Origin of the sequence: Cryobacterium sp. M91, from assembly GCF_002929615.1 — a bacterium.
In the GTDB taxonomy this organism is placed as follows: Bacteria; Actinomycetota; Actinomycetes; order Actinomycetales; family Microbacteriaceae; genus Cryobacterium; species Cryobacterium levicorallinum.
Map to the genome: position 1 here is coordinate 66,105 of NZ_PJJT01000082.1, position 23,963 is coordinate 90,067.

At 64.8% G+C, this 23,963-nt stretch carries 29 protein-coding genes and 2 pseudogenes; 19 read left to right on the forward strand and 12 right to left on the reverse strand.

The genetic code is table 11. The features are described 5' to 3' along the window. Positions 1–32: 32 nt before the first annotated feature. Positions 33–158, reverse strand: coding sequence for a hypothetical protein (locus CXY80_RS20435; RefSeq protein WP_255411839.1), 126 nt, complete (start codon positions 156–158; stop codon positions 33–35). Positions 159–262: 104 nt separating this feature from the next. Here CXY80_RS20435 and CXY80_RS08485 point away from each other — a divergent pair, with 104 nt between their 5' ends. The 3 genes from CXY80_RS08485 to CXY80_RS08495 all read left to right on the forward strand — a co-directional run bounded on the left by CXY80_RS08485 (position 263) and on the right by CXY80_RS08495 (position 1,540). Next, complete coding sequence (locus tag CXY80_RS08485) at positions 263–520, forward strand: hypothetical protein (RefSeq protein ID WP_104132236.1); 258 nt, start codon at positions 263–265, stop codon at positions 518–520. Between the two features lie 134 nt (positions 521–654). After that, on the forward strand, positions 655–1,128 hold the full coding sequence (locus tag CXY80_RS08490) for a DUF1990 family protein (RefSeq protein WP_104132266.1): 474 nt from the start codon (positions 655–657) through the stop codon (positions 1,126–1,128). A 175-nt stretch (positions 1,129–1,303) separates the two neighbouring features. Beyond that, entirely contained in the window at positions 1,304–1,540 is a 237-nt protein-coding gene (locus tag CXY80_RS08495; protein ID WP_092449565.1) for an SRPBCC domain-containing protein, read from the forward strand. On the opposite strand, the gene CXY80_RS08500 is transcribed toward CXY80_RS08495, so the two are convergent. Further along, on the reverse strand, positions 1,537–2,028 hold the full coding sequence (locus tag CXY80_RS08500; RefSeq protein WP_092449567.1) for a MarR family winged helix-turn-helix transcriptional regulator: 492 nt from the start codon (positions 2,026–2,028) through the stop codon (positions 1,537–1,539). The two genes, CXY80_RS08495 and CXY80_RS08500, sit on opposite strands and share 4 nt — an antisense overlap. Before the next feature lie 44 nt (positions 2,029–2,072). On the opposite strand from CXY80_RS08500, the gene CXY80_RS08505 reads away from it, so the two are divergent. Beyond that, complete coding sequence (locus CXY80_RS08505; protein WP_104132237.1) at positions 2,073–3,158, forward strand: DMT family transporter; 1,086 nt, start codon at positions 2,073–2,075, stop codon at positions 3,156–3,158. Positions 3,159–3,182: 24 nt separating this feature from the next. Here the strand turns inward: CXY80_RS08505 and CXY80_RS20715 are convergent. From CXY80_RS20715 to CXY80_RS08520, 5 genes and pseudogenes are all read right to left on the reverse strand, one after another. Next, positions 3,183–3,731: pseudogene (locus CXY80_RS20715) on the reverse strand (HipA domain-containing protein); the annotation flags it as partial. Beyond that, complete coding sequence (locus tag CXY80_RS19705) at positions 3,626–4,012, reverse strand: hypothetical protein (protein WP_199182242.1); 387 nt, start codon at positions 4,010–4,012, stop codon at positions 3,626–3,628. The pseudogene CXY80_RS20715 and the gene CXY80_RS19705, both read right to left, overlap by 106 nt. After that, positions 4,005–4,256 (reverse strand): helix-turn-helix domain-containing protein, encoded by a 252-nt coding sequence (locus CXY80_RS08515; RefSeq protein ID WP_104132239.1) that lies wholly within the window; start codon positions 4,254–4,256, stop codon positions 4,005–4,007. The genes CXY80_RS19705 and CXY80_RS08515 overlap by 8 nt, the downstream gene beginning before the upstream one ends. Positions 4,257–4,384: 128 nt before the next feature. Then, entirely contained in the window at positions 4,385–4,537 is a 153-nt protein-coding gene (locus CXY80_RS19445; protein WP_158251615.1) for a hypothetical protein, read from the reverse strand. Positions 4,538–4,627: 90 nt separating this feature from the next. Beyond that, positions 4,628–5,446: a Bax inhibitor-1/YccA family protein gene (locus tag CXY80_RS08520; protein ID WP_104132240.1), complete on the reverse strand. Its 819-nt coding sequence runs from the start codon at positions 5,444–5,446 to the stop codon at positions 4,628–4,630. 224 nt (positions 5,447–5,670) lie between these two features. Between CXY80_RS08520 and CXY80_RS08525 the strand changes: the two genes are divergently transcribed. Beyond that, on the forward strand, positions 5,671–6,729 hold the full coding sequence (locus tag CXY80_RS08525; protein WP_104132241.1) for a glycerophosphodiester phosphodiesterase family protein: 1,059 nt from the start codon (positions 5,671–5,673) through the stop codon (positions 6,727–6,729). Between the two features lie 286 nt (positions 6,730–7,015). Here the strand turns inward: CXY80_RS08525 and CXY80_RS08530 are convergent, their stop codons facing one another. Then, positions 7,016–7,318, reverse strand: a complete 303-nt coding sequence (locus CXY80_RS08530) for a transcriptional regulator (RefSeq protein WP_104132242.1) — start codon at positions 7,316–7,318, stop codon at positions 7,016–7,018. 5 nt (positions 7,319–7,323) lie between these two features. Next, positions 7,324–8,268, reverse strand: coding sequence for a sodium-dependent bicarbonate transport family permease (locus CXY80_RS08535; protein WP_092449580.1), 945 nt, complete (start codon positions 8,266–8,268; stop codon positions 7,324–7,326). A gap of 140 nt (positions 8,269–8,408) precedes the next feature. Here CXY80_RS08535 and CXY80_RS08540 point away from each other — a divergent pair, with 140 nt between their 5' ends. Both CXY80_RS08540 and CXY80_RS08545 read left to right on the forward strand, forming a co-directional pair. After that, entirely contained in the window at positions 8,409–8,693 is a 285-nt protein-coding gene (locus tag CXY80_RS08540) for a helix-turn-helix domain-containing protein (protein ID WP_092449785.1), read from the forward strand. 182 nt (positions 8,694–8,875) lie between these two features. Continuing rightward, positions 8,876–9,661 carry a DUF6671 family protein gene (locus CXY80_RS08545; RefSeq protein WP_233195156.1) on the forward strand — a complete coding sequence of 262 codons (786 nt, stop codon included), beginning with the start codon at positions 8,876–8,878 and terminating at the stop codon, positions 9,659–9,661. Positions 9,662–9,739: 78 nt separating this feature from the next. On the opposite strand, the gene CXY80_RS08550 is transcribed toward CXY80_RS08545, so the two are convergent. Continuing rightward, complete coding sequence (locus CXY80_RS08550) at positions 9,740–10,024, reverse strand: hypothetical protein (RefSeq protein WP_104132244.1); 285 nt, start codon at positions 10,022–10,024, stop codon at positions 9,740–9,742. Between CXY80_RS08550 and CXY80_RS08555 the strand changes: the two genes are divergently transcribed. From CXY80_RS08555 to CXY80_RS08585, 7 genes and pseudogenes are all read left to right on the forward strand, one after another. Further along, entirely contained in the window at positions 10,023–12,557 is a 2,535-nt protein-coding gene (locus tag CXY80_RS08555) for an ATP-dependent helicase (protein ID WP_104132245.1), read from the forward strand. The genes CXY80_RS08550 and CXY80_RS08555 overlap by 2 nt on opposite strands. Positions 12,558–12,582: 25 nt before the next feature. Then, entirely contained in the window at positions 12,583–12,705 is a 123-nt protein-coding gene (locus CXY80_RS20440; protein WP_255411840.1) for a hypothetical protein, read from the forward strand. A gap of 119 nt (positions 12,706–12,824) precedes the next feature. After that, positions 12,825–13,270 (forward strand): annotated as a pseudogene (locus CXY80_RS20720) (FUSC family protein). A gap of 138 nt (positions 13,271–13,408) precedes the next feature. Then, positions 13,409–14,809 carry a ferric reductase-like transmembrane domain-containing protein gene (locus CXY80_RS08570; RefSeq protein ID WP_233195157.1) on the forward strand — a complete coding sequence of 467 codons (1,401 nt, stop codon included), beginning with the start codon at positions 13,409–13,411 and terminating at the stop codon, positions 14,807–14,809. After that, the gene (locus CXY80_RS20120; protein WP_233195163.1) at positions 14,806–15,435 is read left to right on the forward strand and encodes an FMN-binding protein; all 630 of its coding nucleotides are present in this window, start codon (positions 14,806–14,808) and stop codon (positions 15,433–15,435) included. The genes CXY80_RS08570 and CXY80_RS20120 overlap by 4 nt, the downstream gene beginning before the upstream one ends. Positions 15,436–15,437: 2 nt before the next feature. Beyond that, positions 15,438–16,415 (forward strand): FAD:protein FMN transferase, encoded by a 978-nt coding sequence (locus CXY80_RS08580; RefSeq protein ID WP_233195164.1) that lies wholly within the window; start codon positions 15,438–15,440, stop codon positions 16,413–16,415. A 98-nt stretch (positions 16,416–16,513) separates the two neighbouring features. Continuing rightward, a complete protein-coding gene (locus tag CXY80_RS08585; RefSeq protein ID WP_134479509.1) occupies positions 16,514–16,699 on the forward strand; it encodes a hypothetical protein in 186 nt (61 codons plus the stop codon). A 191-nt stretch (positions 16,700–16,890) separates the two neighbouring features. Here CXY80_RS08585 and CXY80_RS08590 read toward each other — a convergent pair whose 3' ends face one another. Next, entirely contained in the window at positions 16,891–17,271 is a 381-nt protein-coding gene (locus CXY80_RS08590; protein WP_092449592.1) for a DUF3054 domain-containing protein, read from the reverse strand. Between the two features lie 18 nt (positions 17,272–17,289). Continuing rightward, the gene (locus CXY80_RS08595) at positions 17,290–18,000 is read right to left on the reverse strand and encodes a VIT family protein (RefSeq protein ID WP_092449594.1); all 711 of its coding nucleotides are present in this window, start codon (positions 17,998–18,000) and stop codon (positions 17,290–17,292) included. A gap of 262 nt (positions 18,001–18,262) precedes the next feature. On the opposite strand from CXY80_RS08595, the gene sucC reads away from it, so the two are divergent. The 5 genes from sucC to purH all read left to right on the forward strand — a co-directional run bounded on the left by sucC (position 18,263) and on the right by purH (position 23,959). Further along, entirely contained in the window at positions 18,263–19,432 is a 1,170-nt protein-coding gene (sucC, locus tag CXY80_RS08600; protein ID WP_092449597.1) for an ADP-forming succinate--CoA ligase subunit beta, read from the forward strand. Positions 19,433–19,441: 9 nt separating this feature from the next. After that, complete coding sequence (gene sucD, locus CXY80_RS08605; protein ID WP_092449599.1) at positions 19,442–20,329, forward strand: succinate--CoA ligase subunit alpha; 888 nt, start codon at positions 19,442–19,444, stop codon at positions 20,327–20,329. Between the two features lie 97 nt (positions 20,330–20,426). Beyond that, entirely contained in the window at positions 20,427–21,689 is a 1,263-nt protein-coding gene (locus CXY80_RS08610) for a DUF6350 family protein (protein WP_092449601.1), read from the forward strand. Positions 21,690–21,698: 9 nt separating this feature from the next. Beyond that, complete coding sequence (purN, locus tag CXY80_RS08615) at positions 21,699–22,292, forward strand: phosphoribosylglycinamide formyltransferase (protein ID WP_092449603.1); 594 nt, start codon at positions 21,699–21,701, stop codon at positions 22,290–22,292. Continuing rightward, positions 22,289–23,959 (forward strand): bifunctional phosphoribosylaminoimidazolecarboxamide formyltransferase/IMP cyclohydrolase, encoded by a 1,671-nt coding sequence (gene purH, locus CXY80_RS08620; protein ID WP_092449606.1) that lies wholly within the window; start codon positions 22,289–22,291, stop codon positions 23,957–23,959. The genes purN and purH overlap by 4 nt, the downstream gene beginning before the upstream one ends. Positions 23,960–23,963: the final 4 nt, after the last annotated feature.

Here is a 23,963-nt window from a genome sequence, read left to right on the forward strand (position 1 = left end):
CGGAACCGGCGGCCGACCCGACCGCGCGGCGCTCAGCGGGCGGGCCGCGCGAGCAGCGCGCGGGCCACGTCGCGGGCGACTTCGACCGGATGCGCGAAGGTCTCCGTGCCGACGGTGACGAGCGCGCACTCGTGGAGCAGCATCATCCGCTTCGCCATGCACCAAAGCGGATGCCGCCACCCCCTCCTCGGCGCCCGAGGGGATCCCGGCCCACTGAGCAAATCATATGCAAAGTGCATCATAGTTGAGCTAATACGCCTCCATGAGCTCTCTCTTGCAGATTAGAAATGTGCCCGATCATGCTCGTCGTGCGCTGAAAGCGCGGGCCGCTGATCGCGGTGAGTCGCTGAACTCCTACCTGCTCGACCTCCTCGACCGAGAGGTGGCGCGGCCGACCGTTGGTGAGGTGCTCGATCGTGCGGCCCGACGGGCTGAGCGGGCAGAGATATCTGCACTGGAGACGCTCGCGAGCGCCCGAACCGAGCGTTTGGGTCAGCTACAGGAGCGGACTGGCGCGTGATCGTGGTGGATTGTGCTGCGGTGGTTGACGTATTGACCGCCGTCGCCGGCACCGATGCGCTTGACTGGGCAGATGACGCGCACACTCAGTCCTGCCCACGAGATGGGGGAGCGGCCCGTGGCAGAACGCCGATCATGACCAGCCCTGACCTTCGCGACTGGCCGGCCAGCGACCCACGATTCCGCCGATCGGAAGTGTCGGCGGTCGTGGGGAGGGGTGACGCGGTCTGGGAGCGCGCCGCCCGGGATGTGCTTCGGTGGCGGGTGAAGACCGCGAGCGGGTTTGCGGTCGACTCACCCGGTGCGGTGTCGCCCGGCGACCGTGTAATCGTCACTGCAGGCCTGTTCAACCTGACCGTTGTCGAGCCGGTGGAGGTCGTGGCCGTCGTCGATGAGCCGGACCGGGTCGGGTTTGCCTATCGAACCCTGCCCGGGCATCCGGTCAGCGGTGAGGAGGCGTTCATCGTGCACCGCCGTGGTGACGAAGTGCATCTCACCGTGCGCTCGCTCACGAGAGCGGCGCCGCAGCAACCGTGGCGAGCTCTCTACCCACTGCTCCGCGTCGCGCAACTGGTCGCGCGCAGGCGGTACCTGCGTTCGCTCCGCTGATCGAACGGGGCATCATGTCCAGGTCGTGCTTCGCTGTCGCCGAATCAGATACCCGTGAAACTTCGGTGCGGTGTATTCGTAGAGACCTTTTTGTAGCCGGTAGACCACACCCTGATCCGCCAGCCTGCCCATCAAGACGTTGACATTGCCCTGCTTGCGAGAGGTGACCTGGTGTATGTTGGCCGTCCGTAGCGGCGGATACTCGCACGCGCCGGTCAGCAGGAGAAAGTCCTGGGGCGAGCCGCGCGGCGAACCGGATGACAGTCCAATCGTCACGATCACCATCGAGCCCGTTGACAACGGCACAAGCATGACCTTCGATCTGCGCGGTGGCGACGGGTCCAAGGGCGATGGATTCTTCTACGACGGATGGCAGGACGTGCTCGATTCGCTCGGGCGATACCTGAGCTAATCGCGCGTTGCCGCAGCGTTGATCCTCTGCAACAGCCCCACGAGGATCGACTGTTCCTCGATGGTGAGAATCGCGGTGATGGCTCGCTCGGTCTCGACGTGCGGGGCCAGGGCGGTATCGATGAGCCGCTTACCGGCATCCGTCAGCGCGACCAGAGTGCCGCGGCCATCGTCGGGGTTCGCCTCGCGGCTGACCAAACCTCGCGTCTGCAGTTTGTTCAGCCGCTGGGCCACCGCGCTCGTCGAGATCATCGCATCGCGGGCCAGCGCCGCCGGGGCGATCCGGTACGGCGCACCACTCCGCAGCAGCGTGGCGAGCACGTCGAAAGAGGATGCGTCCAGGCCGTACCGCGTAAAGGTCGCGGCCAGGCGGGTCTCGATCGCCAGAGCGGTGCGGCTCAAGCGGCCGATGACGGCCATCGGGGAGACATCGAGGTCGGGCTTCTCGGTGCTCCACTGCTCAAGGATTCGATCAACCTGGTCTACCATGGTTCCAGCCTAGCAATTGCTAAGCACTTAGCTATAATAGCTAAGTGCTTAGCAATCGATCCCTGCTGTTGGCGACCACAGCCCTTGCCCCCATTCTCTGGGGCACCACCTATCTGACGACGACGATGTTCCTGCCCGCCGATCGGCCCCTGCTCGCAGCATTCCTGCGCGCGTTCCCCGCAGGGCTGCTGCTGCTGATTCTCTGCCGCCGGTTACCGCACGGCGACTGGTGGTGGAAATCCTGGGTGCTCGGCGTGCTCAATATCGGGGCGTTCTTCGCCCTGCTCTTCATTGCGGCCTACCGGCTGCCCGGCGGAGTGGCCGCCATCGTCGGAGGTCTGCAACCGCTCGTGGTCGCAGTGCTCGCCAGTCGAGTAATGCACGAGCGCCTGACCGGGCGCGTGCTGGCGGGCGGTGCGGCCGGAGCCTTCGGAGTGAGTCTCATCGTGCTCCAAGCGCAGGCGAGGCTTGACGCTATCGGAATTCTGGCCGCGGTCGGCGGCACGCTGTGCATGGCATCCGGGATCGTACTCTCCAAGAAGTGGGGGCAGCCCGCGCCGCTGCTCGCGACAACTTCGTGGCAACTCATCGCCGGCGGACTCAGCCTCCTGCCCGTCCTGCTCCTGCTCGAGGGCCTCCCGACCACGCCGTTGACCGCGCCCAACCTCCTCGGCTACGCGTATCTCTCCGTGGTCGGCACCGCATTCGCCTACGTCGCCTGGTTCCACGGCATTGCGCGTCTGGCGGCGAGCACCATTGCCTTCCTCGGCCTGCTGAGCCCGGTCGTTGCGATCCTGCTCGGCTGGGCGATCGCCGGAGAGCACCTTGCCCCGATTCAGATAGCGGGAATCGTCATCGTTCTGGGCTCGATCTCGGCCGCCATCGTTGCCAGGGCGCCAAAGCCTGCCGGTCTTCCACGCAACCTCAGAGGGAGGGGGGTCAAGCGTGGCTCATCGTTCCTTCGGCCGGCTGATCTCGGTGCCGGCCGCGAGTCTGGCGGCATTCCACGAGAGCCCGTCGACAACGCCGGGATCGATGCCGGCGGGGGCGGTGAGCGCAGATTGCGCTTCTTGGAACCTGTGAATGGTGCTGTAGATGGTGGACTCGATGACGTCTCTACGCAGCACTGACCACGATTGAGCCTCATTGACCAGCCGCTCGACCGTGATCTTGCGGTGATCGAACACGTTGTCGATTGCCATCGCCAGATCCCAGTTGATCCGGCCACGCTGGAAGAGGTTCGGAACGGCGTCGTAAATTTGCGAGATGCTGGTGCCATCACTGTCGTGGATAAGCCCGACGTTCTTGGCGTGGGCATCTTTGTTTCCAATGAGAACGTGAAAAACCAGTTGCCGCAACCATTGCGTCGTGGCAGTCGCTGATTCCCGGAAGGTTCCCGTCAACTCGGCGATGCGCAGTGCGCTCGGCCTGTTCTGGTTCATGGGCGACCGGGCCTCCTGAAACTTTACGTCGGAGTCGCGCCAGTCCAGGCCCAGGGCTTGGGTGACATCCTCCTGATGTACGAGGGTAACGTTTCGGCCAGAGACCAGACGGTCGAATCGTTCGATAGCCAAGAACGTGGTCTGGCCCAGGGTTATTACCTCGCTGCTGAATTGAGAGAGCCCCATGTGCCGGGCGAGTTCATGGCTATAGAACTCGTTGTAGATTCCCCCGGGCCGGGATTGCAGTTGCGGTTTGAGGATGTGCGTCGAGTGGGCTCGACCGTGAGGCTCGTGCCAATCGGAATCAAATCGCGCTGGTTGCCGTCCGGCGCATAGCCGCCGAAAAAGTTGGAGACCAAGGTGGCGTCTGGGCGAGTACTCGGAAGAGACGCGAACGATTCGGTCAGGGTGATCGAGCCAGGCCAGTAGTCGCTGTCCCAAGTGAAAATGATGCGGTGCATGTCGTGCTGCCGGCTGCTCCGATAGGTTTCCACCACGCCGTGATAGTCCTCGTGGAGGAAGACGGACAGTGCGTCAGACATGATCGTCGGTCTTGTCACTGAGAGTGTATGAAATGGTGATGGTGATGGTGATGCCGAGCGTGTTCAGGGCGCGAAAGAGCCGGGTGATATAGAGATTGGGTCGCTCCTTCTCCAACTCCTGCAAATATTGGCGGGAGATGGCGAGGTCCTGAGCGAGGTCGTCTTGGCGGATGCCTCGGGACTCGCGAACGGCCTTGATCACGGCGCCGAGGTCGCGGAATTTCGTCACCGCCACGGTATTCATTTCAGGCCTCTCGTTCGCGGGGCCGGGGGTAGCCCCTAGCTATGTAGGCATACTCTTGCAGACATGCATGGAAGAATAAGCTTGCATGCAGGTATGTACGGATATTCTTGCACCGGGCATCCGCTTGTTTAGCCTTTGGGGGCCTTGATGTATTTGCGGATAGCGCGGATGACTACAAAGGCCAGCCCGAGGAGCACGATGGCGCTGCCGATGTAGCCGAACGTTGCGGTCATGCCGGTGGCTTCAAGCGGGAGCAACGCGTGCAGGTCTGTGAAACTCATTACTCAAGCCAACCACAGTGTGGCGTACGCGGGGTACGAAAAAGCGCCCCCGTTCCGAAAGAACGAGGGCGCCTGATCAAGCGGAAGCTACTACTCGCGGGTGAGCACGAAGATGCGCAGCATCTCGACATAGAGCCAGACGACGGTCATGATAATGCCGAACGCGCCGGTCCAGCCGTACTTACGCGGCAGGCGGTTGTTGACGCCCTTCTGGATGAAATCGAAGTCGAGCACGAGCGAGTACGCGGCCAGCAGCACCGCGAGCAGGCCGATGAGGATGCCGAGCTTGATGTCGAAGCCGAGAATGCTGATGCTCGCACTGCGCATGCCGAAGGCCTGATCGCCGCCGCCGAAAATCATCATTCCCACGTTGATCAGCGAGAACGCGGCGTAGCCGATCATGGCGATCAAGAAGATCTTGGTGGCCTTCTTCGAGGCGCGAATCTTGCCGCTCTTGAACAGTGCGAGCGTGACGCCGACCACGACGAGAGTGGCGAGAACCGCCTGCATCACGACGCCCCCGTAGATGTCTTCAAAGACGCGGGAGATGCCACCGACAAACAAGCCCTGGGCCCCGGCGAAGGCGAGGATCAGCGGAGCCGACGGCTCCTTCTTGAAGGTGTTGACCAGGCCGAGCACGAAGCCGGCGATGGCACCCAGAATGAACAGGAACGGCAGCACCGGGGTGGCGACCCAGGAGATCATGGCCGCCACGAGCAGCAGCGCGAAGCCGAGGCCGGTCTTGGTTATGGTGTCTTCGTAGGTCATGCGTTCGGTGTCCTGTGAACCGGCGGCGGGCCGGTTGTACATCGACTGCAGATCGTTGTCAGAGAGGGCCTGCGACGACGCCACTGCGCCACGAGCGCCGAACGCTTCGTTGCGGGAGAAAGCGGGGTTGGAGGATGCCATGGGTTGCTGTACTCACAATCAGCTGATGGGTCATTCGGTTGCGCGCGGGCGAACCGACACGCAGCGCCTGGTGCGGCACTGCGTTAAAGGTACCCGAGAGCGCATTCGAATGTGCTGGGGATCAGCCGATTTGCAGCAATTCAAGCCGTGATCTGGCACCCGTTTCGCTGCAAGCGGATGCCGGCCCCCAGCATCCGTTCTGCTGGCGCGGTTAGCCTGACACCATGCAACCGATCGTCATTGGCCACCGCGGGGCAAGCGGCCACCGGCCCGAACACACGCGCTCAGCTTTCAATTTGGCCTTCGCGCTCGGCGCCGACGCCGTCGAACCTGACCTGGTCGCCACCCGCGACGGCGTGCTCGTCATTCGCCACGAAAACGAAATCTCCGGCACAACGGATGTCGCCACTCGCGCCGAATTCGCCGCTCGCCGCGCCGAGAAAATCGTTGACGGCAAGGCGATCACCGGCTGGTTCACCGAGGATTTCACCTGGGAGGAACTGCGCACCCTGCGCGCCCGGGAACGGCTGCCAGCCCTGCGACAGAGCAATACGACCTTCGACGACCAGCACCCGATTCTGCGCCTGCGCGACCTGTTCGACCTCGTCGACGCCGCGGCCGAGCAGACCAATCGAACGCTCGGGATCGTCGCCGAGATCAAGCACGCCACCTATTTCGGCGGGCTCGACCTGCCGTTGCCCGAACTGTTCGCGGCCGAGGTCTCCGCGGCCGGCTGGAACACCGACCGGCTCACCGTGGAGAGCTTTGAACCGACCGTGCTCGCCCAGGTTCGGGCTCAGGGCGTGCGTGGCAAACGCGTCTTCCTGATCGAAGACGAGGGGTACCCCGTCGACCAGGTCGCGGAGTACGGCGCCGGCGCGCTCAGCTACGCCGACCACCTCACGGCCGACGGGCTCGCGAGCCTCGCCGCTGGCCGCTCGGCTGGCGGGTCCCGCAGCAGTATGGGCTCCAGTACCGCCACGAGTGATACCGGCGTCGATGGCATCAGCGTGCCCAAATCGCTCATCCTCGAAACGGATGCTGCGGGTGACGTGACCGGGGCATCCGCTCTGGTGGACGACGCCCACGCTGCCGGGCTCGAGATCTACTGCTGGACCCTGCGGCCGGAAAACAAATTCCTGGCAAAAACCTTTCGCAGCGATACCCGCAAGGGCGACTTCGGACACTGGCAGTCGGAGTTCCGCGTCATTCTCGGCTCCGGCATCGACGGGGTATTCGCCGACCACCCGGATCTGGCGGTGCACGTGCGCGACGCGTTCTGAGCGGCTGCCAGCGTCTCGTAATCCATGTGTTCCGACACGCGTAGGTTTCGAGACACCGCAAACACGAATCGAAGTGAAACGCGCGCGCTGCACGGTGTTTTCGGGCTCAGAGTGGCCCGGGAGCCGAATCCGTTACGGGACGGTCTCGCACAATTGTCGAGTGCCGGGCGACGCGCGTTGAGACGGGATGCGGGATCGCTCGGTGCCGCCCGAGATGGGTGCCCTGAGGAAAGATTGTGGAGACTCAACGGACAGTCACCGAAACCTGAGGAACCTGAGTGGGGTCTCAGAACTTCTCAGGTCGGAGTACCTCGACATCGCTCACGAAGAGGATCATGGCGTAGTTGTCGTAGTAATGCTCCTGAAAATGGGCGGCGATTCCTTCAGCCGTCGCTGCGTCGCATACCACCTCGATGCGGATGTTCCCATTTGTTTCCCAGCCGGCGTTGCGAGTACCACGACTCCCCTTGCCACGAGCGTCAGTGATGGTGTAGCCGTGGGCGTGAAGCCGATCGATATCCCGGACAAGAGTGCCTTCGAGGGCGGCTTCGGTGACAACGGTCAACAGCTTGCGGGTATGGCTTTGCATCGGGTTCAACCTTTCGCGAACGTATGAGCCCACACGGCCAGTGCGTGGTACAGCGGGATCCCGATCAGGACATTGAACGGAAATGTTATCCCGAGCGCACCGGCCAGGGAGAGGGTGGGGTTTGCGTCGGGTACAGAGATGCGCATGGCTGCCGGTACCGCGATGTAGGACGCACTGGCCGCCAGAGTTGCCAGGATGGTCGTTCCTCCGATGGAGAGGCCCAAAGACCACCCCAGCCACGTTCCCACCAGCGCTGAAAAAAGCGGCATTGCGATGGCAAAGACCACCAGAAAGGGGCCGTGTCGGCGCAGGCTTCCCATCTGTGTGGCCATAATCAAGCCCATCTCCAGCAGAAAAAGAGCGAGAATTCCTTTGAAGAGGTCCACGAATAACGGTTGGATGGACGACAGCCCGTCCGGGCCAGCTACCCAGCCGATGAGTAGTCCGCCCAGGAGCAGCACGATGCCTTTCCCCAGAAACACTTCATGGGCGATCGACTTCCACCGGGTCTCGCGCGAGATGCCTCGCGCGAGCACAATTCCCACCAGAATTGCTGGCACTTCCAGCAGCACCAGAAGCAGCGGCATGTGCTCTTCGAACGAGATCTGCTGGCTGCCGAGGTAGGCGACGGCGACGGCGTAGGTGCCCACGCTCACGGAACCGTAGTGGGCGGCGATAGAGGCCGCATCCGCTCGCTTGAAACGGCCCAGATAGCGCAGCACCGGGAACGCGACCAGGGTGAGGCCAAAACCCATGGCCACCACGGCGAGCATCTGCGGCAACAGGCTGGCGAAAGGCTGCCTGGCGAGTTCCACGCCGCCTTTGAGACCAATGGCCAGCAGCAGCACGATGCTGACGAACTCGTAAATCGCCGCCGGAAGACGCAATTCTGAACGCAGGAGGCCGGCCACGGCTCCGAGCAGGAAGAAGAGAATGATGGGATCGATCACATTGTGGCTCTCTTATTTACTCTGCTCGAAGTGTGAAGAAGCGGCGCGACTCCATGGTGACCAACCCCGTCAATGCACGCTGACCAATACGTGCTAAGTATAGCGTGCATTGTGGAGCGTGTGTCGGCTATGGTGAGATGATGGCCGACTGGACCTTTCTTACTAATCACGCACACGTTTTGCTCTGCGTTTCTCAAGACCCCGGCATGCGATTGCGCGATATCGCAGTAGAAGTGGGGATCACCGAACGCGCCGCCCAGCGAATAATCGCCGAACTCGTCGCAGATGGCTATCTCACGCGTCAACGCGACGGGCGGCGCAACAGTTATCAGCTCTACCCAGACTTACCGCTTCGACATCCCTTGGAACGCCACCACCAAATTGGTGAGCTTCTCAGAGCCCTTGGATCCGTCAACCGTGAGTAGCCACCGCGGTCGAAACCGCCAGCCGCGTGCGGTGTGGCCCGGTCGACGAACAGTCTGTGCCAACAGCTCGTGCTCAGCAGGGCAGGTGAGATGTGGTCTGCAATGATTCAGGGAATTCGGACTCGAGCTCCATCTACTCCGGTAAACGGGTCGCTCTGCTGACCCAACATGGTAAGGAGCGCGTGGTCGGTCCTGTGTTGGAGCGGGAGCTTGGTTGCCGGGTCGAACACATCGTGGGCTACGACACGGATCTACTCGGTACTTTCACCCGCGATATCCCCCGCTTCGGCACACAGCTTGAGGCAGCACGCAAGAAAGCGCGCGTGGGCATGGAATTGTCGGCATTACCCCTGGGCCTTGCCAGCGAGGGGTCGTTTGGTCAGGATCCGTTCATGGGGATGTTCCCCTGGAACGTTGAATTCCTGATCTGGATCGACCGTGAGCGCGACTTGGAGGTCGTCGGCGTGGCGCAAGGCAAAGCGAATTTCTCCCACCTGCTGACGGCGGACTGGGCAGCCGCCGAAACGTTCGCCCTCAAATCGAGGTTCCCCGAACACCACGTGGTCGTACGCCCGGAAAGCGAGCACGACCCCCGCATCCGCAAGGGAATCGCCGCCTGGGCGGAACTGGAAAACACCTTTGCGTGGGCGCTGGCGCAATCGGAAAACGGCCACGTGTTTCTCGAAACGGACGTGCGCGCCCACGCCAATCCGACGCGTATGGAAAACATCCGTCTCGCGGCCGAAGACCTCGCACAGAAACTACGTTCCCTGTGTCCAGCCTGCGGCACCCCAGGTTTCTGGAAGGTAGAGCGGGTGGCAGGACTGCCCTGCAGCGACTGCTCCGCGCCCACGAACGAGACCCGTGCTGAAACTCATGGATGCCTCATCTGCCCGCATCGCCACACTCGCGAGTTCACCGACCGAAGCTACGCCGACCCGCGTTTTTGCGACAACTGCAACCCGTGATGTTGCCCATGCCCTCGACACGCTGGTCGCGCACCTGATGTGCGGCAGGCCAGCCACGAGAGCCGCATGGGTTTTAGATCAATACCGTTCAGCTAAGCGTTTGAATGGTGATTTCTGGGGCGTGGAGGGGTTGCGGCCATTGGGCGTGGCGGAAGCGGCCAAGAGAAGAAGGAGATAGTCCTCCTCCGCGTTTATGTCGTCGACAAGCTCGACCTCGTCAACGTCTGCGCGGTGGGGTTCACGGTTGTCGGCCCTGCGATCATCCATCCAGTTGACTCGATCAGTAATCGTCGGGGCGTCGCTAAACTCCATAACCCGACCCGCCCGCGTGTCAGGGGCCTCGCCTACACTGGAAATCGACATGATCACACCTCTTCACGCGGAATCCGCGCCCGCCACCGCCGGCCGCTCGGCCACGCCGATCATTCTCGATTCCAATGGGTATGCGGGCACCGGCAGCGCCCAGCAGAGCCCGCTGCTCGACGGGCTCAACCCGCAGCAGAAAGAAGCCGTCGAATACCGCGGCCAGGCGCTGCTCATCATCGCCGGCGCCGGGTCGGGCAAGACCAGCGTGCTCACCCGTCGGGTGGCGAGCCTGCTCGAAACGCGGGATGCCTGGCCGAGCCAGATTCTCGCGATCACGTTCACCAACAAGGCGGCCGCTGAAATGCGCGAGCGGGTGCACGCCATCCTCGGCCAAGCGTCCGACGGAATGTGGATCAGCACCTTCCACTCCTCCTGCGTGCGCATTCTGCGCCGCGAAGCCGAGAAGATCGGTCTGTCGAGCACCTTCAGCATCTACGACTCGGCCGACAGCAAGGTCACGCTCAAGCGCATCATCAAGGGTCTCGACGCCGACACCTACGGCTTCACGCCCGGATCGGCGGGCGCCAAGATCTCCAAGCTCAAGAACGAACTCGCCGACGCCGATTCCTATGCCCGCAACGCGAACATGAGCGACCCGCAGGAGGTCATGTTCGTCGAGATTTTTCGGCAGTACTCCGCCCGGCTGCGTGCCGCGAGCGCGCTCGACTTCGACGACCTCATCGGTGAGACCGTCTACCTGTTTCGTGCGTTCCCCAAGGTCGCCGCGCTCTACCGGCGGCGGTTTCGGCACCTGCTGGTCGACGAATACCAGGACACCAACCACGCTCAGTACGCCCTCGTGCACGAGCTCACCCGGCCGGTCACGGCCGAACTCGCTCAGGAGATGGAAGACGACGGTGTGCACGTGCGCAATTTGCGCGACGGCAGTGGCGCCATTCCCGGCGCCTCGCTCACCGTGGTCGGTGACTCCGACCAGTCCATCTACGCCTTCCGTGGCGCCGACACCCGCAATATCAGCGGCTTCGAGCGGGACTACCCCGGAGCGAAGGTGATTCTGCTCGAGCAGAACTACCGGTCGACCCAGAACATCCTCTCAGCGGCGAACGCCGTGATCGGCCACAACTTCGACCGCACCGACAAAAAATTGTGGAGTGCGGGCGGCGACGGCGAGAAAATCGTCGGTTTCACGGCGTATTCCGGGCACGACGAAGCCCAGTTCGTCTCCGACGAGATCCAGGTGCTGCACGCGGCCGGCATGGCCTACCGCGACATGGCCGTGTTCTACCGCACCAACGCGCAGACCCGAGCGCTCGAAGAAATCCTGGTGCGCTCGGCCACACCGTACCGGGTGGTCGGCGGCACCAAATTCTATGAGCGGGCCGAAATCAAGGATGCCCTGGCCTACCTCATCGCCGTCGCCAACCCGGTCGACGAACTCGCCCTGCGCCGCATTCTGAACACCCCCAAGCGCGGTATCGGCCCGGCCACCGAGACCGCACTGTCGAGCTTTGCCGACGATAACGAGCTCACCTTTCGGCAGGCAATGCGCAATTGCGCCGCACTGGGTCTCGGCCCGAAGGTGACCGGCACCATCCTCAAACTGGCCGAACTGCTCGATGCCGCCGCGCTCCTGCTTGTGCCGACGTCGGTCACCGATGACGGCGTGCCGGTCGGCGGCTCCAACGTCTCCGACGTGCTCGAGTTTCTGTTGGGCGGCAGCGGACTGCTGGCCGTGCTGCGGGGCAGCCGTGACCCGCAAGACGAGGTGCGGGCCGAGAACATCGAGGAGCTCGTCGCCCAGACCAAGGACTTCAACAAGGAGAACCCCGACGGCGGTCTTGTCGACTTTCTCACCCAGGTGTCACTCGTGGCCGCCGCTGACGACCTCGACGACGCGTCGGGAACGGTGTCGTTGATGACGCTGCACACTGCGAAGGGCCTCGAATACGAGGCCGTGTTCCTCACCGGCGTTGAGGAGGGGCTGCTGCCGCATCAGATGTCGGCGAACGAGCCGGGCGGTCCGGCTGAAGAGCGCCGCCTGTTCTATGTGGGCATCACCCGCGCGCGCAAGCGGCTTTACCTCTCACTTGCCATGACCCGGGCCCAGTTCGGCGATATCAACGTGGCGATGCCGAGCCGCTACCTGCAGGAGATCCCGGCCGAGCTGATCGACTGGAAGCAGTCGCCGGGAATGGCCAACTCGCGCGGCGGCACCCAGCCGCGCGCTCTGAACGCGCGCCGCGATGGCGGCTTCGGTGGCTTTGGCAACTCTTTGACTAGTTCGAGCGACGGTTACGGCGGGCGCAAAGGTTACGGCACCAGCGCGAAGCCGGCCGGCCTGCCGCCGGGCAAGCCGAAGACGGAGTGGGCGAACAAGATCACCGGAACGGTGCGCGACAACGGCAGCCTCGAACTGGCGGCGGGCGACCGCATCCGCCACCACGACTTCGGCGAGGGCCGGGTCAACCAGGTCACCGGCGAAGGAACCAAGCGCATCGCGCACGTTCAGTTCGACACAGCGGGCGCCAAAAAGCTGTTGATCAAGATCGCTCCAATCGAAAAGATCTAGCGCCAAGCCCGCCAAGCCCGAAAGCTTGTGGCTGTGGGCGCGCTCCCTGCGCGGCTTCCAGTTCGAGGTCGCTACCCGGGCCGCGGTCGCCGCGGCGCTGCCGCTCAGCGTGCTCGTCCTCACCGGCCAGCTCGACTGGGCCGCCTAAGCGGCGTTCGACTCGCTGACGGCGCTGTTCGGCCGCAACGAGCCTTATCGGGTGCGGCTGCGCGCGTTCATCCCGGCGCGATCCGCGACGCTCAGGTGGGGGTCTCAATCGCCCAAAACGTGGCCGGCGCGCTCGCCGCCGGTTCGCTCGCGCTCGTGGCGGGCGTCGAGCATCCGTATTGGGCCGTGGTCAGTGTCGTTGCGGTCTTGCCGCCGCCCGGCGCGAAGCACTCCGTCTCGCGGGCATTTCACCGCATGATCGGCACGACCCTCGGCGTCGTTGTGACCGCGCTCGTGCTGTTGCCGGCCCGCCGGTCGCCGTGCTCATTCTGGTCGTTGCGCTCGGTCAGTTCGGTGCCGAGATTCTGATCGGCCGCCACTACGGCGCCGCCCTGCTGTTCGTGACCCCGCTCGCCCTCACCGTGGTGCACCTCACGAGCCCGGTGCCGGTGCCGGCGTTGCTCGTCGATCGCGTGTTGGAGACAATACTCGGCAGCGTCGTCGCCCTGGTCATTGTGCTGCTCGTGCGCGCGCAGGCCCGGAGACGACCGGAGCTGCCGGGGTAGTCGATAACGGGGCTGTCAGGATCCGCTCCAAGCTGCCGTCGCCCCCATTTACCCCGCGAAAATGAGGCATAGACGACACACAGGCCGTTCACAGGTCATCGATAGGCCATCGATGGGCAGTGGCTCGATGCTCTATTCATGAGCCTCGACACGCGCACCACCCGCACCGGCCCGGCGCTGCTGCATCCGGCCTACAAAAAGCGGATGCGACTGGCCGACACCCTGCAGATCCTCTGCGTGGCGTCGGTCGCCATCGTCATCGCCATCTTTCTCGCCGACGGGGGAGCCGCCCGCTTTTCGACCCCGGCCGACGTGTTCACCTCGCTCGGAATTGTCGCGGGCCTGGTCGGCACCGACCTGCTGCTCGTGATGCTCGTGCTGGCCGCGCGCCTGCCTCCGGTCGACCGCGCCTTCGGGCACGATCAGGCGATGGCCGTGCACCAGTCGCTCGGCAAGCCCGCCCTCTACCTCATCCTCGGCCATGCCGTGCTGCTCATCACCGGTTACGCGCTCGCTGAAAATGTGAATGTTTTCATCGAGGCCTGGAACATGTTCACAGGCCTGCCCGACATGCCGCTCGCCTTTCTCGGCCTCGCGCTCATGATCGGCGTCGTCGTGACCTCGCTCGTCGTGGTGCGCCGAAAGTTTCGCTACGAGGCCTGGCACGCTGTGCACCTGCTGGCCTACCTCTCGGTGCTCGTCGCCATTCCGCACCAGTTAAGCGTCGGTGGCCTGCTCAGCGAGGGTTCCATCGCCCGTTACTACTGGCTGGCCCTGTACGTTGCGGTCGCCGGAAGCATCGTCGTGTTTCGCTTCCTGCTGCCGGTAGTGCGCTCAGCGCGGCACCAGCTTCGGGTGGCTTCGATCGAGCAGGTCGCACCCGGTGCGGTCTCGATCACCCTGACCGGACGAAAGCTGGAGCAGCTGCGCGCGACATCAGGACAGTTCTTCATTTGGCGGTTCTGGGCGCACGGACTCTGGTGGCAGGCACACCCGTTTTCCCTGTCCTCCGCCCCGAGCGGGCGGGGCCTGCGCGTCACCGTGCGCGGTCTCGGGGACGCCTCCCGGCAGCTGCCCCAACTGGCGCGTGGCACCCGGGTGAGCTTCGAAGGCCCGTATGGCCTGTTCACCGAAAACGCCCGCACGTCGCCGCGGGTCGTGCTGATCGCGGCCGGCATCGGCGTGGCGCCCATCCGCTCCCTGCTGGAAACGGTCTCGTTCGCGCCGGGCCACGCCACCGTGCTGCTCCGCTCGCACTCGGTCGGCGACACCTACCTGGTCGACGAACTGACGGACCTCTGTCGGGTGCGCGGCGCGCAGCTGCGCGTCATCGCCGGCAAACGACCCAAGGGAGTCAGCACCTGGCTGCCAGCGGATGCCGCCAAAGCCGGGATCACCCTGAAGAAGATCGTGCCGGAACTGACCAGCAGCGACATCTATATCTGCGGCCCCCGGCCGTGGACCGACGCCGTCGTGCGCGATGCCCGTTCCGGCGGGGTTCCCAAGAAGCAGATCCACTACGAAAGGTTCGACTGGTGAGAGCACGTGCAGTAGCCCTGGCCACCCTGGCCTCCGTCTCGATCGTCGGCATAGGCTGGCAGCTGGGCTCCCAGGCGATCGACGTCTCGCAGAGCCTGACCGCCTTCACCGGCGGCACCGCGACGGCTGCGACAGTGACCGCCACAACGGATGCCGCGGCGCAGGCCGCCGCCACGGCCAAAGCGGCTGCTGATGCCGCAGCTGCGGCGAAGGCTCAGGCCGACGCCGCGAACACTGCAGCGTCAGCCCAGGCTGCAGCGGATGCCGCTGATGCCTCCACCGCCGCGGCGAACACTGCCGCCACAGCCCAGGCCGCCGCGACAGCCGCTGCCGCGTCAGCGGCCGCGCAGTCCGGAACCTTCACCGGCGCGGTGGTGCAGACCCAATTCGGCAACATGCAGGTGTCGGTGACCATCGCCAACGGCGCGATCACCGAGGTCACTCCGCTGCAGCTGACCAACCGCGGCGGCCGATCGGTCGCCATCAGCAACCAGGCCGCGCCGATTCTGCGATCCGAGGTGCTCGCCGCGCAGTCCGCGAACGTGCAAAGCGTCAGCGGCGCCACCTACACGACCCAGGGCTACCTGCGGTCCCTGCAATCAGCCCTCGACACGGCGGGCTTTTAAACGTGGCCGCCATCGGATCCGATCACGAACGCACACTCGCCGGCTCGCCGGTGCGTCCCGCGCCCGGGCTGCCGCACGCGGTGGAGTCCGCCCGTGTGGCAGCCCGCACGGCCGCCCGCGCATCGGTCGATCGCACCTGGCCAGCGCTGACTTTCGAGACGATGGGCACGATGGTGAGCCTGCGGCTGGCCGATTCCGATGCGCACACCGTGGGGGAGAGCGCTCGGGTCGAAGCCGCAGAACTCGCCAAGGCGATGTTTCGGCGCTGGGATGAGCGGTTCAGCCTATACCGGGACGACTCGGAGCTGAGCCGGATCGCGCGTGGGGACATCCGTTTGACGGATTCGAGTGCGAGTGTGCGGGACGCTTACGCGCTCGCGCTGACCTGGCGCGACCGCAGCAATGGCGTGTTCACACCGCATCGCGCCGATGGTGTGATCGACCTCTCCGGGGTGGTGAAGGCGCTTGCGATAGCTGAGGCCGGTGCGGCGTTGACCTCTCGGGGTCTGCTCAACTGGTCCATAAATGCGGGCGGCGATGTTCTGGTCAGCGGCGAGCCGGAAGGTCGGTTTGGAGCGTGGGAGTTCGGCGACGGCGCGATGTCGACCGGGCACGGGGTGGCCGTTCCGGCAGTGGTCACAGAGCATCCGGAGTGGGTCGTGGCGATAGTCAATCCGGCCGACCGAGGTGACGTGCTGGCCAGCGTGCCGCTGCGGCATCCGCTTCGCGCGGTAGCGACGTCGGGCAGCGCGGAACGCGGCGAACACATCTGGACGGCGCTGAACGGGGAGTTATCGCCGTTTCGCCAGGTGAGCGTGTTCGCCGCCGACATTGTCACGGCAGATGTGCTCGCGACGGCGATCGTGGCCGGCGGCGAAGCGACGCTGAACGAGATGACCGCGCGGTTCGCCATCGACGTGCTTGCCGTGCTGCGCGACGGCCAATTGCTCGCGACACCGGGGCTGCGCCGTGCCGAGTAGACCGGCCCGGACAGATAGCTCGCCCTGCTTGAAGCCCCCTGGGCGTGGGGTGCCGTGACTCGCGAAATATCCGCGCTCACGTCAAAGAGAGGCAGATCATGAGCGATGCCAATGAGTTCTGGAGCGACGAGAACCGGAAAATCGACGATCTCGACCGGGATTTGGACCGGGAGAACGACGACCAGGATTTGGCGGGGCCGGATGCGGATGACCGCAGTATCGACCTTGATCTTGACCCCGACCTGTACCCCGACATCGACTTCGACAACGACGACAGCTACTGACCGTCAGTCCGTATCGGCACCGGCAATCACGTCAAGCGGATGCTCCAGATCATCCTGCGGCAGGCGAAACAGGAGCGTCGCGGTCGGTCCTGGCTCCTGGCGCCGAGAATACTCCCGGCCGCCCATGCCGCCTCTCGCGCCGCCAAGTGAAGGAGCCAACGAGACCTCTGGGGTACGAGACGGCTGGGGTATCAGACCGGGGCGGGCATCCGCTTGCGAGAAGTGCGACGCACCAGCGCGGCGATGGCGCGCCAGCCGAGCAGGAAGATGCCGAGCACGATGGTCGTGACGATCGCGAAACTGAGCTGAACGCCCTGGCCGCCAGCCAGGCGCAGCAGGAGGCCGCCGGCCACCGTTGCGATCCAGATACCGAGGCCGGTCCAGACCACGCTGAGCGGGTGGCGCCAGGCGCGCAGCAACAGCCAGCCGATGATCAGCCCGCCGAGAAATGGCCAGGCAGTCACGCCCAGGCCGGCCAGGGTCTCGCCGTGGCTCAGTCGACCGATCGCGGCGAACAACAGCACGAGGGCGGCGTCGAGCACACCCGCGGTGACGATGGATTGTCGAGACATGGTTTCAGCCTAGATGCGCTAGACGTTGCCGCCGATCAGTGCACCGATGACATAGGTGACCGCGAGGGCGAGGATGCCGCCGATGACAATTCGGGCGATCGCGCGCGGTTTCGGGCTGTTGCCGAGGTGCGCGCTGAGCCAACCGGTGATAACGAGGGCGATCAGCACCGCGACGAAGGTGGCCGCGATGCGCCATTCGGCCGGGGGCAGCAGGACGGCGAGCAGGGGGAGCGCCGCGCCGACGGTGAAGGCGATAGCGGATGCGTATGCTGCGTGCCAGGGATTAGAGACGTCCTGCTCGGTGATGTGCAGTTCAACCTCGAGGTGCGCGCCGAGGGCATCATGCTCGGTCAGTTCGACCGCGACCTGCTGGGCAGTCTGGGGCGACAGGCCCTTGGCCTGGTAGAAGCCGGCGAGTTCGGCGAGTTCCTCGTCGGGCTCGTTTTCAAGTTCCCATGTTTCCTTCGCGATCAGGGCGCGTTCGGAGTCGCGCTGGCTGCTCACCGACACGTACTCCCCGAGCGCCATCGAGATCGCCCCGGCGAGCAGGCTCGCGACACCGGCGATGAGGATGACGTGGGAATCCGTGGTCGCGGCGGCGACACCGACGACGAGGGCGGCGACAGAGACGATGCCGTCATTCGCGCCGAGAACTCCGGCGCGCAGCCAGTTCAACCGTGAGGCAAGGCCGGCGGCGTGTGGTTCCACCACGTGAGACAAATTGGTCATGAGTAAGGATAGGCAGGGTGTCGAGGCCTGGTCCAGCAAGGTGTGGCTAGCCTTGCGCGGGCGGTTGGCGTGGGCGGACGCGGATTCAGGGTGCGACCCGACGCCTGATTCACGCGATAGAGTTTCAGATGGTCGGTATGTCTTGATGTCGAGCTATTTTGCGGCAACGACTGCTGTCACCAACAATCTCAATTACCCATCATCATGTAGCGATCTACCGGCACCGGCAGGTGATCGCCACGACGCGGATTGGAAGAGCAGCGTGGACCTTTACGAATACCAAGCGAGAGACCTCTTTGAGGAATATGGTGTACCGGTTCTGCCGGGCATTATCGCCGACACCCCCGCCGAAGTGCGTGCAGCGGCCGAGAAGCTCGGCGGCGTTGTCGTCGTCAAAGCGCAGGTCAAGGTCGGCGGCCGCGGCAAGGCCGGCGGTGTCAAGGTAGCCAAGACTCCGGATGACGCCGAGGCCGCAGGCCAGGGCATCCTGGGCCTGGACATCAAGGGCCACACCGTGCACCGCGTCATGGTGGCGGGAGGCGCCCGCATCAAGCAGGAGTTCTACTTCTCCGTGCTGCTGGACCGGTCCAACCGCTCCTACCTGTCGCTCGCCAGCTACGAGGGTGGCGTCGAGATCGAAATTCTCGCCGTCGAGAAGCCCGAAGCGCTCGCCTACACGGCCGTCGACCCCGCGGTCGGCATCGACCTCGCCGTCGCGAAGCAGATCGCGATCGACGCAAAGTTCCCGGCCGAGCTCGTCGACAAGGTCGCTCCGGTCTTCGTCAAGCTCTACGACGTATTCACGGGTGAAGACGCGACCCTGGTCGAGGTCAACCCGCTCGTCCTCACCGAAGAGGGCGACATCATCGCCCTCGATGGCAAGGTCACGATCGACGAGAACGCCGATTTCCGTCACCCCAAGCACGCCCTCCTCGAGGACGCTGCCGCGGCTGACCCGCTCGAAGCCAAGGCAAAGGCCGCCGGCCTCAACTACGTCAAGCTCGACGGTGAAGTCGGTATCATCGGCAACGGCGCTGGACTCGTCATGTCAACCCTTGACGTTGTCGCCTACGCCGGCGAGAACTTCGGCAGTGTCAAGCCGGCCAACTTCCTCGACATCGGGGGCGGAGCATCCGCTGAGGTCATGGCTGCCGGCCTCGACGTTATTCTCGGTGACCCGCAGGTCAAGAGCGTGTTCGTTAATGTCTTCGGCGGCATCACCGCCTGTGACGCTGTCGCCAAGGGTATCGTGGGCGCGCTCGCCGAGCTTGGAAGCGCCGCCAACAAGCCGCTCGTGGTGCGCCTCGATGGCAACAACGTCGAGGAGGGTCGTCGTATCCTCGCCGAGGCGAACCACCCGCTCGTAACACTGGCCGCCACTATGGACGAGGGCGCCGCCAAGGCCGCCGAACTCGCCCACGCAGCGAAGTAAGGGACAACAATGTCAATCTTCCTCAACAAGGATTCCAAGGTCATCGTTCAGGGCATCACCGGAGGTGAGGGCACCAAGCACACCGCCCTCATGCTCAAGGCCGGTACCCAGGTCGTCGGTGGCGTCAACGCCCGCAAGGCCGGCACCACCGTCGTGCACGGCAACGTCGAACTCCCCGTCTTCGGCACGGTCAAGGAAGCCGTCGAGAAGACCGGCGCCGACGTGTCGATCATCTTCGTACCGCCGGTGTTCACCAAGGACGCCGTTATCGAAGCGATCGACGCCGAGATTCCGCTGCTCGTCATCATCACCGAGGGTGTCCCGGTGCAGGACTCGGCCGAGTTCTGGGCCTACGCCATCAAAAAGGGCAACAAGACCCGCATTATCGGCCCGAACTGCCCCGGCATCATCACGCCCGGTGAAGCACTCGTCGGCATCACCCCGGCCAATATCACCGTCAAAGGCCCGGTCGGACTCGTCTCCAAGTCGGGCACCCTGACCTACCAGATGATGTACGAACTGCGCGACCTCGGCTTCTCCACCGCGATCGGTATCGGTGGCGACCCCATCATCGGCACCACGCACATCGATGCCCTCGAGGCCTTCGAGAACGACCCGGAGACGCTCGCCATCGTCATGATCGGCGAAATCGGCGGCGACGCTGAAGAAAAGGCCGCCGAGTACATCAAGGCGCACGTCACGAAGCCGGTCATCGGCTACGTGGCCGGTTTCACCGCCCCCGAGGGAAAGACCATGGGCCACGCCGGCGCCATCGTCTCCGACGGAGCCGGAACCGCCCAGGGCAAGAAGGAGGCCCTCGAGGCCGCCGGAGTCAAGGTCGGCAAGACGCCGAGCGAGGCTGCGACCCTGCTGCGCGAGGCACTTGCCGCACTGTAAGTAGAACGTTTGAGGGGCTCGCCGGGTGACCGGCGGGCCCCTTTCTACGTGCGGCCTTGGCAAGCATTGTCACCGGGGCGATATAGGCTCACAACGGATGAACCGCATAACGACCGCCCTGCTCGCCGCTCTTGAGGCATTACTTGTTGTCGCCATCGGCATCGGCATCGCCATGGTGCCGCTCACCATACTCTGGGCCGCCCACTTCGGCCTGTCCGTCGAATGGTTCGTGTTCTGGCGGGCCGCGGCCGATATCTGGCTGCTCGGCAACGGTGTCGACCTCACGGTGCAGCTCGGCCCGGACGTGGCGGCCGCGCTCGGCCTGGCGGGTGCCGACACCCCTTTTCTGGTCACCGTCGTGCCGCTCGGCTTCGCCATGCTCTCCGTACTCATGGGCATGCACACCGGCCGTCGCGCCGCCGAAACCCCGCACCGCTGGACCGGCGTCGGCGTCGCCGTGGGCACCTACGCCGTCCTCGCCGCGCTGGTGACCCTGTCCGCCGTCTCGGAGACGGTCACGCCCAACCAGCTGCAGGGGCTTCTGCTGCCGACGCTCATCTATGCGGTCGGCGTTGTGGTCGGGGCGGAACTGGGGCGGCGCCAGACCGTGGAAGTGGCGGAGCGTCTGGATCCGGTGAGCCGGCGCATCCGCTCGTGGTATCGAAAGCTGCCGCATACCACCCGCATCGTGATCGCCGGGTCCCTGCGCGGCGGAACCGCTGCCGCCGCGGGGGTGCTGATCGTGTCGGCCGCGACCGTGGCCGTGCTTATCGCTCTCAACTATGCGACCATCATCGGGCTGTACGAGGCGGTGCAGGCCGGGGTATTCGGCGGCGCCACGATCACCCTCGCGCAGCTCGCGCTCATTCCCAACCTCGTCATCTGGGCCGCAGCCTGGTTCATTGGCCCGGGAATCGCGATGGGAGTCGGCACCAGTGTCTCGCCGATCGGCACCGTGGTGGGCACCTTGCCCGGCCTGCCCATCTTCGGCGCGCTGCCGCAGGGCACGCCGGCCTACGGATTTATCGGGCTGCTCGTTCCGGTGCTGATCGGCTTCGCATTCGCGGTCGTGACCCGGCAACGGCTGGCTCTCCCCGATGTGCCCGAGCGACGTGTGGCCGAACGAAGTGCGATCGAACACATTCTCACCGGCCTCGGCATGGGGGTGGTCGCCGGAGCGCTGCTCGGGCTGCTCTCCTGGTGGTCGGCCGGCGCGATGGGCCCCGGCCGCCTCGTCGAGGTCGGCCCGAATCCGCTGCTGGTCGGCGCGCTCGCCGCAGCCGAAATCGGTGTCGCTGCGGCCCTCGGCATGCTTGCCGGCCGGGTGCGAGTCCCGTCGGGGCTCCCGGTCAAACGGTAAGCTCAAACGGTGCTGTCTATTGTCGTGCTGATCTCCGGCGGAGGATCCAACCTGCGAGCCCTGCTCGAGGTGTCCGAAGACGCCGAATTTCCGGCGCGAGTCATCGCGATCGGCGCCGACCGCGACGCCGACGGGCTGGAGCTCGGGATCGAATTCGGAATCCCGGCCTTCTCCGTTCCCTTCTCGTCGTTTAAAGACCGGGCGGCCTGGGGCGACGAACTGCTCGCCCAGATTCAGCAGTGGCAGCCCGACCTGGTCATACTCAGCGGCATGATGCGACTGCTGCCGCCGCGCGTCGTCGCCGCGCTGTCGCCGAACCTGATCAACACGCATCCGGCCTATCTGCCCGAATTTCCGGGAGCCCACGCCGTGCGTGACGCCCTCGCCGCCGGCGCCGTGCAGACCGGCGCGAGCATCATCGTCGTTGATAACGGCGTCGACGAGGGCCCCATTCTCGTCCAGGAACGCGTCGATATCGAGCCCGGCGACACCGAAACTTCCCTGCAGAATCGCATCAAGATCGTCGAACGACGCCTACTCATCCAGGCCGTGCTCGACATCGCAAACGGACATATGAACCTCAAGGAGAACTCCAAAGCATGAGTGGACACACCAACGCGCCCAGCACGTACCGTAACCGGGACCAGATCACCATCGAGCGCGCACTCATCTCCGTGAGCGACAAGACCGGCCTGCTCGACCTGGCCGCCGCTCTCAAAGCGGATGGCGTCGAAATCGTTTCCACCGGATCCACCGCGGCCACGATCCGCGCCGCCGGCTACGACGTCACCGACGTGTCGGCCGTCACCGGGTTTCCGGAATCACTCGACGGCCGGGTCAAGACCCTGCACCCGGGCGTGCACGCCGGCATCCTTGCCGACCTGCGCCTCGAAACCCATGAAGCGCAGCTGGCCGAGCTCGGCATCAAGGCCTTCCAGCTCGTTGTCGTCAACCTGTATCCGTTCGTGGAAACCGCCCTGAGCGGTGCCGAACCGGCCGACGTGATCGAGCAGATCGACATCGGCGGACCGGCGCTCGTGCGGGCATCCGCTAAAAACCACGCCAACGTGGCGATCGTCGTCGACCCGGCCAGCTACGGTGAGATCATCGAGGCCGTCGCTGCTGGCGGTTCGACCCTCAAGCTGCGCCAGAAGCTCGCCTCGCTCGCCTTTGAGCACACCGCCGATTACGACCTGAGCGTGTCGGCCTGGTTCACCGAAAACGTCTACGACCAGTGGCAGGACGACGTCGAGGCGCTCGATGAGGACGTCGAGTTTGCGGCGGCCGACGACGACGAGGACGAGGAAGAGGCGCCGTTCCCCGAGGGGCTCGGCATCGAGGTCACCCGCGAAGCAATTCTGCGCTACGGCGAGAACTCGCACCAGGCCGCCGCGCTGTACGTCGGCGAGGGGGGTCGCGGCATCGCCCAGGCCCGACAGCTGCACGGCAAGGAAATGTCGTACAACAACTACGTCGATGCGGATTCCGCGGTGCGGGCCGCCTTCGACTTCAGCGAGCCGGCCGTCGCGATCGTCAAGCACGCCAACCCGTGCGGAATCGCCATCGCCAAGCCCAACGCGCCGGACGGAATCGCTTCAGCCCACCTGCGTGCGCACGCCTGCGACCCGATCTCCGCGTTCGGCGGCGTGATCGCTGCGAACCGCGTCGTCACGCTCGCCATGGCTGAAACGGTCAACGGAATCTTCACCGAGGTGCTCGTCGCCCCGGGATTCGAGCCGGCTGCGGTCGAGCTGCTCACCCAGAAGAAGAACATTCGCCTGCTCGAGCTGCCGGCCGACTACGAGCGTTCCTCGCTCGAACTGCACCAGATCTCGGGCGGCCTGCTCGTGCAGCAGACCGACAGCTTTGAAGAATTCAGCTCGGCCGGCTGGACCCTCGTGGCCGGCCCCGAAGTGGATGCCGCTACTCGCACCGACCTGGAATTCGCGTGGAAGTCCTGCCGTTCCGTGAAGTCGAACGCCATTCTGCTCGCGCATGCCGGGGCATCCGTCGGGGTGGGAATGGGCCAGGTCAATCGGGTCGACTCCTGCCACCTCGCCGTGAGCCGCGCCGGCGAGCGGGCCGAGGGATCGGTCGCCGCCTCTGACGCATTCTTCCCCTTCGCTGACGGGCTCGAAGTTCTGCTCGTCGCCGGAATCAAGGCCGTCGTGCAGCCCGGCGGATCGGTGCGCGACCCCGAAGTCATCGCCGCAGCCACCGCGGCCGGCGTCTCGATGTACTTCACCGGAGAGCGCCACTTCTTCCACTAGAGCG

Excerpts from the sequence above, each read along its gene's own strand:
- CXY80_RS20435 (WP_255411839.1), bottom strand. The coding sequence starts at position 158 with ATGGCGAAGCGGATGATGCTGCTCCACGAGTGCGCGCTCGTCACCGTC.
- CXY80_RS08485 (WP_104132236.1), top strand. The coding sequence starts at position 263 with ATGAGCTCTCTCTTGCAGATTAGAAATGTGCCCGATCATGCTCGTCGT.
- CXY80_RS08490 (WP_104132266.1), top strand. The coding sequence starts at position 655 with ATGACCAGCCCTGACCTTCGCGACTGGCCGGCCAGCGACCCACGATTC.
- CXY80_RS08495 (WP_092449565.1), top strand. The coding sequence starts at position 1,304 with ATGTTGGCCGTCCGTAGCGGCGGATACTCGCACGCGCCGGTCAGCAGG.
- CXY80_RS08500 (WP_092449567.1), bottom strand. The coding sequence starts at position 2,028 with ATGGTAGACCAGGTTGATCGAATCCTTGAGCAGTGGAGCACCGAGAAG.
- CXY80_RS19705 (WP_199182242.1), bottom strand. The coding sequence starts at position 4,012 with ATGTCTGACGCACTGTCCGTCTTCCTCCACGAGGACTATCACGGCGTG.
- CXY80_RS08515 (WP_104132239.1), bottom strand. The coding sequence starts at position 4,256 with ATGAATACCGTGGCGGTGACGAAATTCCGCGACCTCGGCGCCGTGATC.
- CXY80_RS19445 (WP_158251615.1), bottom strand. The coding sequence starts at position 4,537 with ATGAGTTTCACAGACCTGCACGCGTTGCTCCCGCTTGAAGCCACCGGC.
- CXY80_RS08520 (WP_104132240.1), bottom strand. The coding sequence starts at position 5,446 with ATGGCATCCTCCAACCCCGCTTTCTCCCGCAACGAAGCGTTCGGCGCT.
- CXY80_RS08525 (WP_104132241.1), top strand. The coding sequence starts at position 5,671 with ATGCAACCGATCGTCATTGGCCACCGCGGGGCAAGCGGCCACCGGCCC.
- CXY80_RS08530 (WP_104132242.1), bottom strand. The coding sequence starts at position 7,318 with ATGCAAAGCCATACCCGCAAGCTGTTGACCGTTGTCACCGAAGCCGCC.
- CXY80_RS08540 (WP_092449785.1), top strand. The coding sequence starts at position 8,409 with ATGGCCGACTGGACCTTTCTTACTAATCACGCACACGTTTTGCTCTGC.
- CXY80_RS08555 (WP_104132245.1), top strand. The coding sequence starts at position 10,023 with ATGATCACACCTCTTCACGCGGAATCCGCGCCCGCCACCGCCGGCCGC.
- CXY80_RS08550 (WP_104132244.1), bottom strand. The coding sequence starts at position 10,024 with ATGTCGATTTCCAGTGTAGGCGAGGCCCCTGACACGCGGGCGGGTCGG.
- CXY80_RS08570 (WP_233195157.1), top strand. The coding sequence starts at position 13,409 with ATGAGCCTCGACACGCGCACCACCCGCACCGGCCCGGCGCTGCTGCAT.
- CXY80_RS08585 (WP_134479509.1), top strand. The coding sequence starts at position 16,514 with ATGAGCGATGCCAATGAGTTCTGGAGCGACGAGAACCGGAAAATCGAC.
- CXY80_RS08590 (WP_092449592.1), bottom strand. The coding sequence starts at position 17,271 with ATGTCTCGACAATCCATCGTCACCGCGGGTGTGCTCGACGCCGCCCTC.
- CXY80_RS08595 (WP_092449594.1), bottom strand. The coding sequence starts at position 18,000 with ATGACCAATTTGTCTCACGTGGTGGAACCACACGCCGCCGGCCTTGCC.
- sucD (WP_092449599.1), top strand. The coding sequence starts at position 19,442 with ATGTCAATCTTCCTCAACAAGGATTCCAAGGTCATCGTTCAGGGCATC.
- CXY80_RS08610 (WP_092449601.1), top strand. The coding sequence starts at position 20,427 with ATGAACCGCATAACGACCGCCCTGCTCGCCGCTCTTGAGGCATTACTT.
- purH (WP_092449606.1), top strand. The coding sequence starts at position 22,289 with ATGAGTGGACACACCAACGCGCCCAGCACGTACCGTAACCGGGACCAG.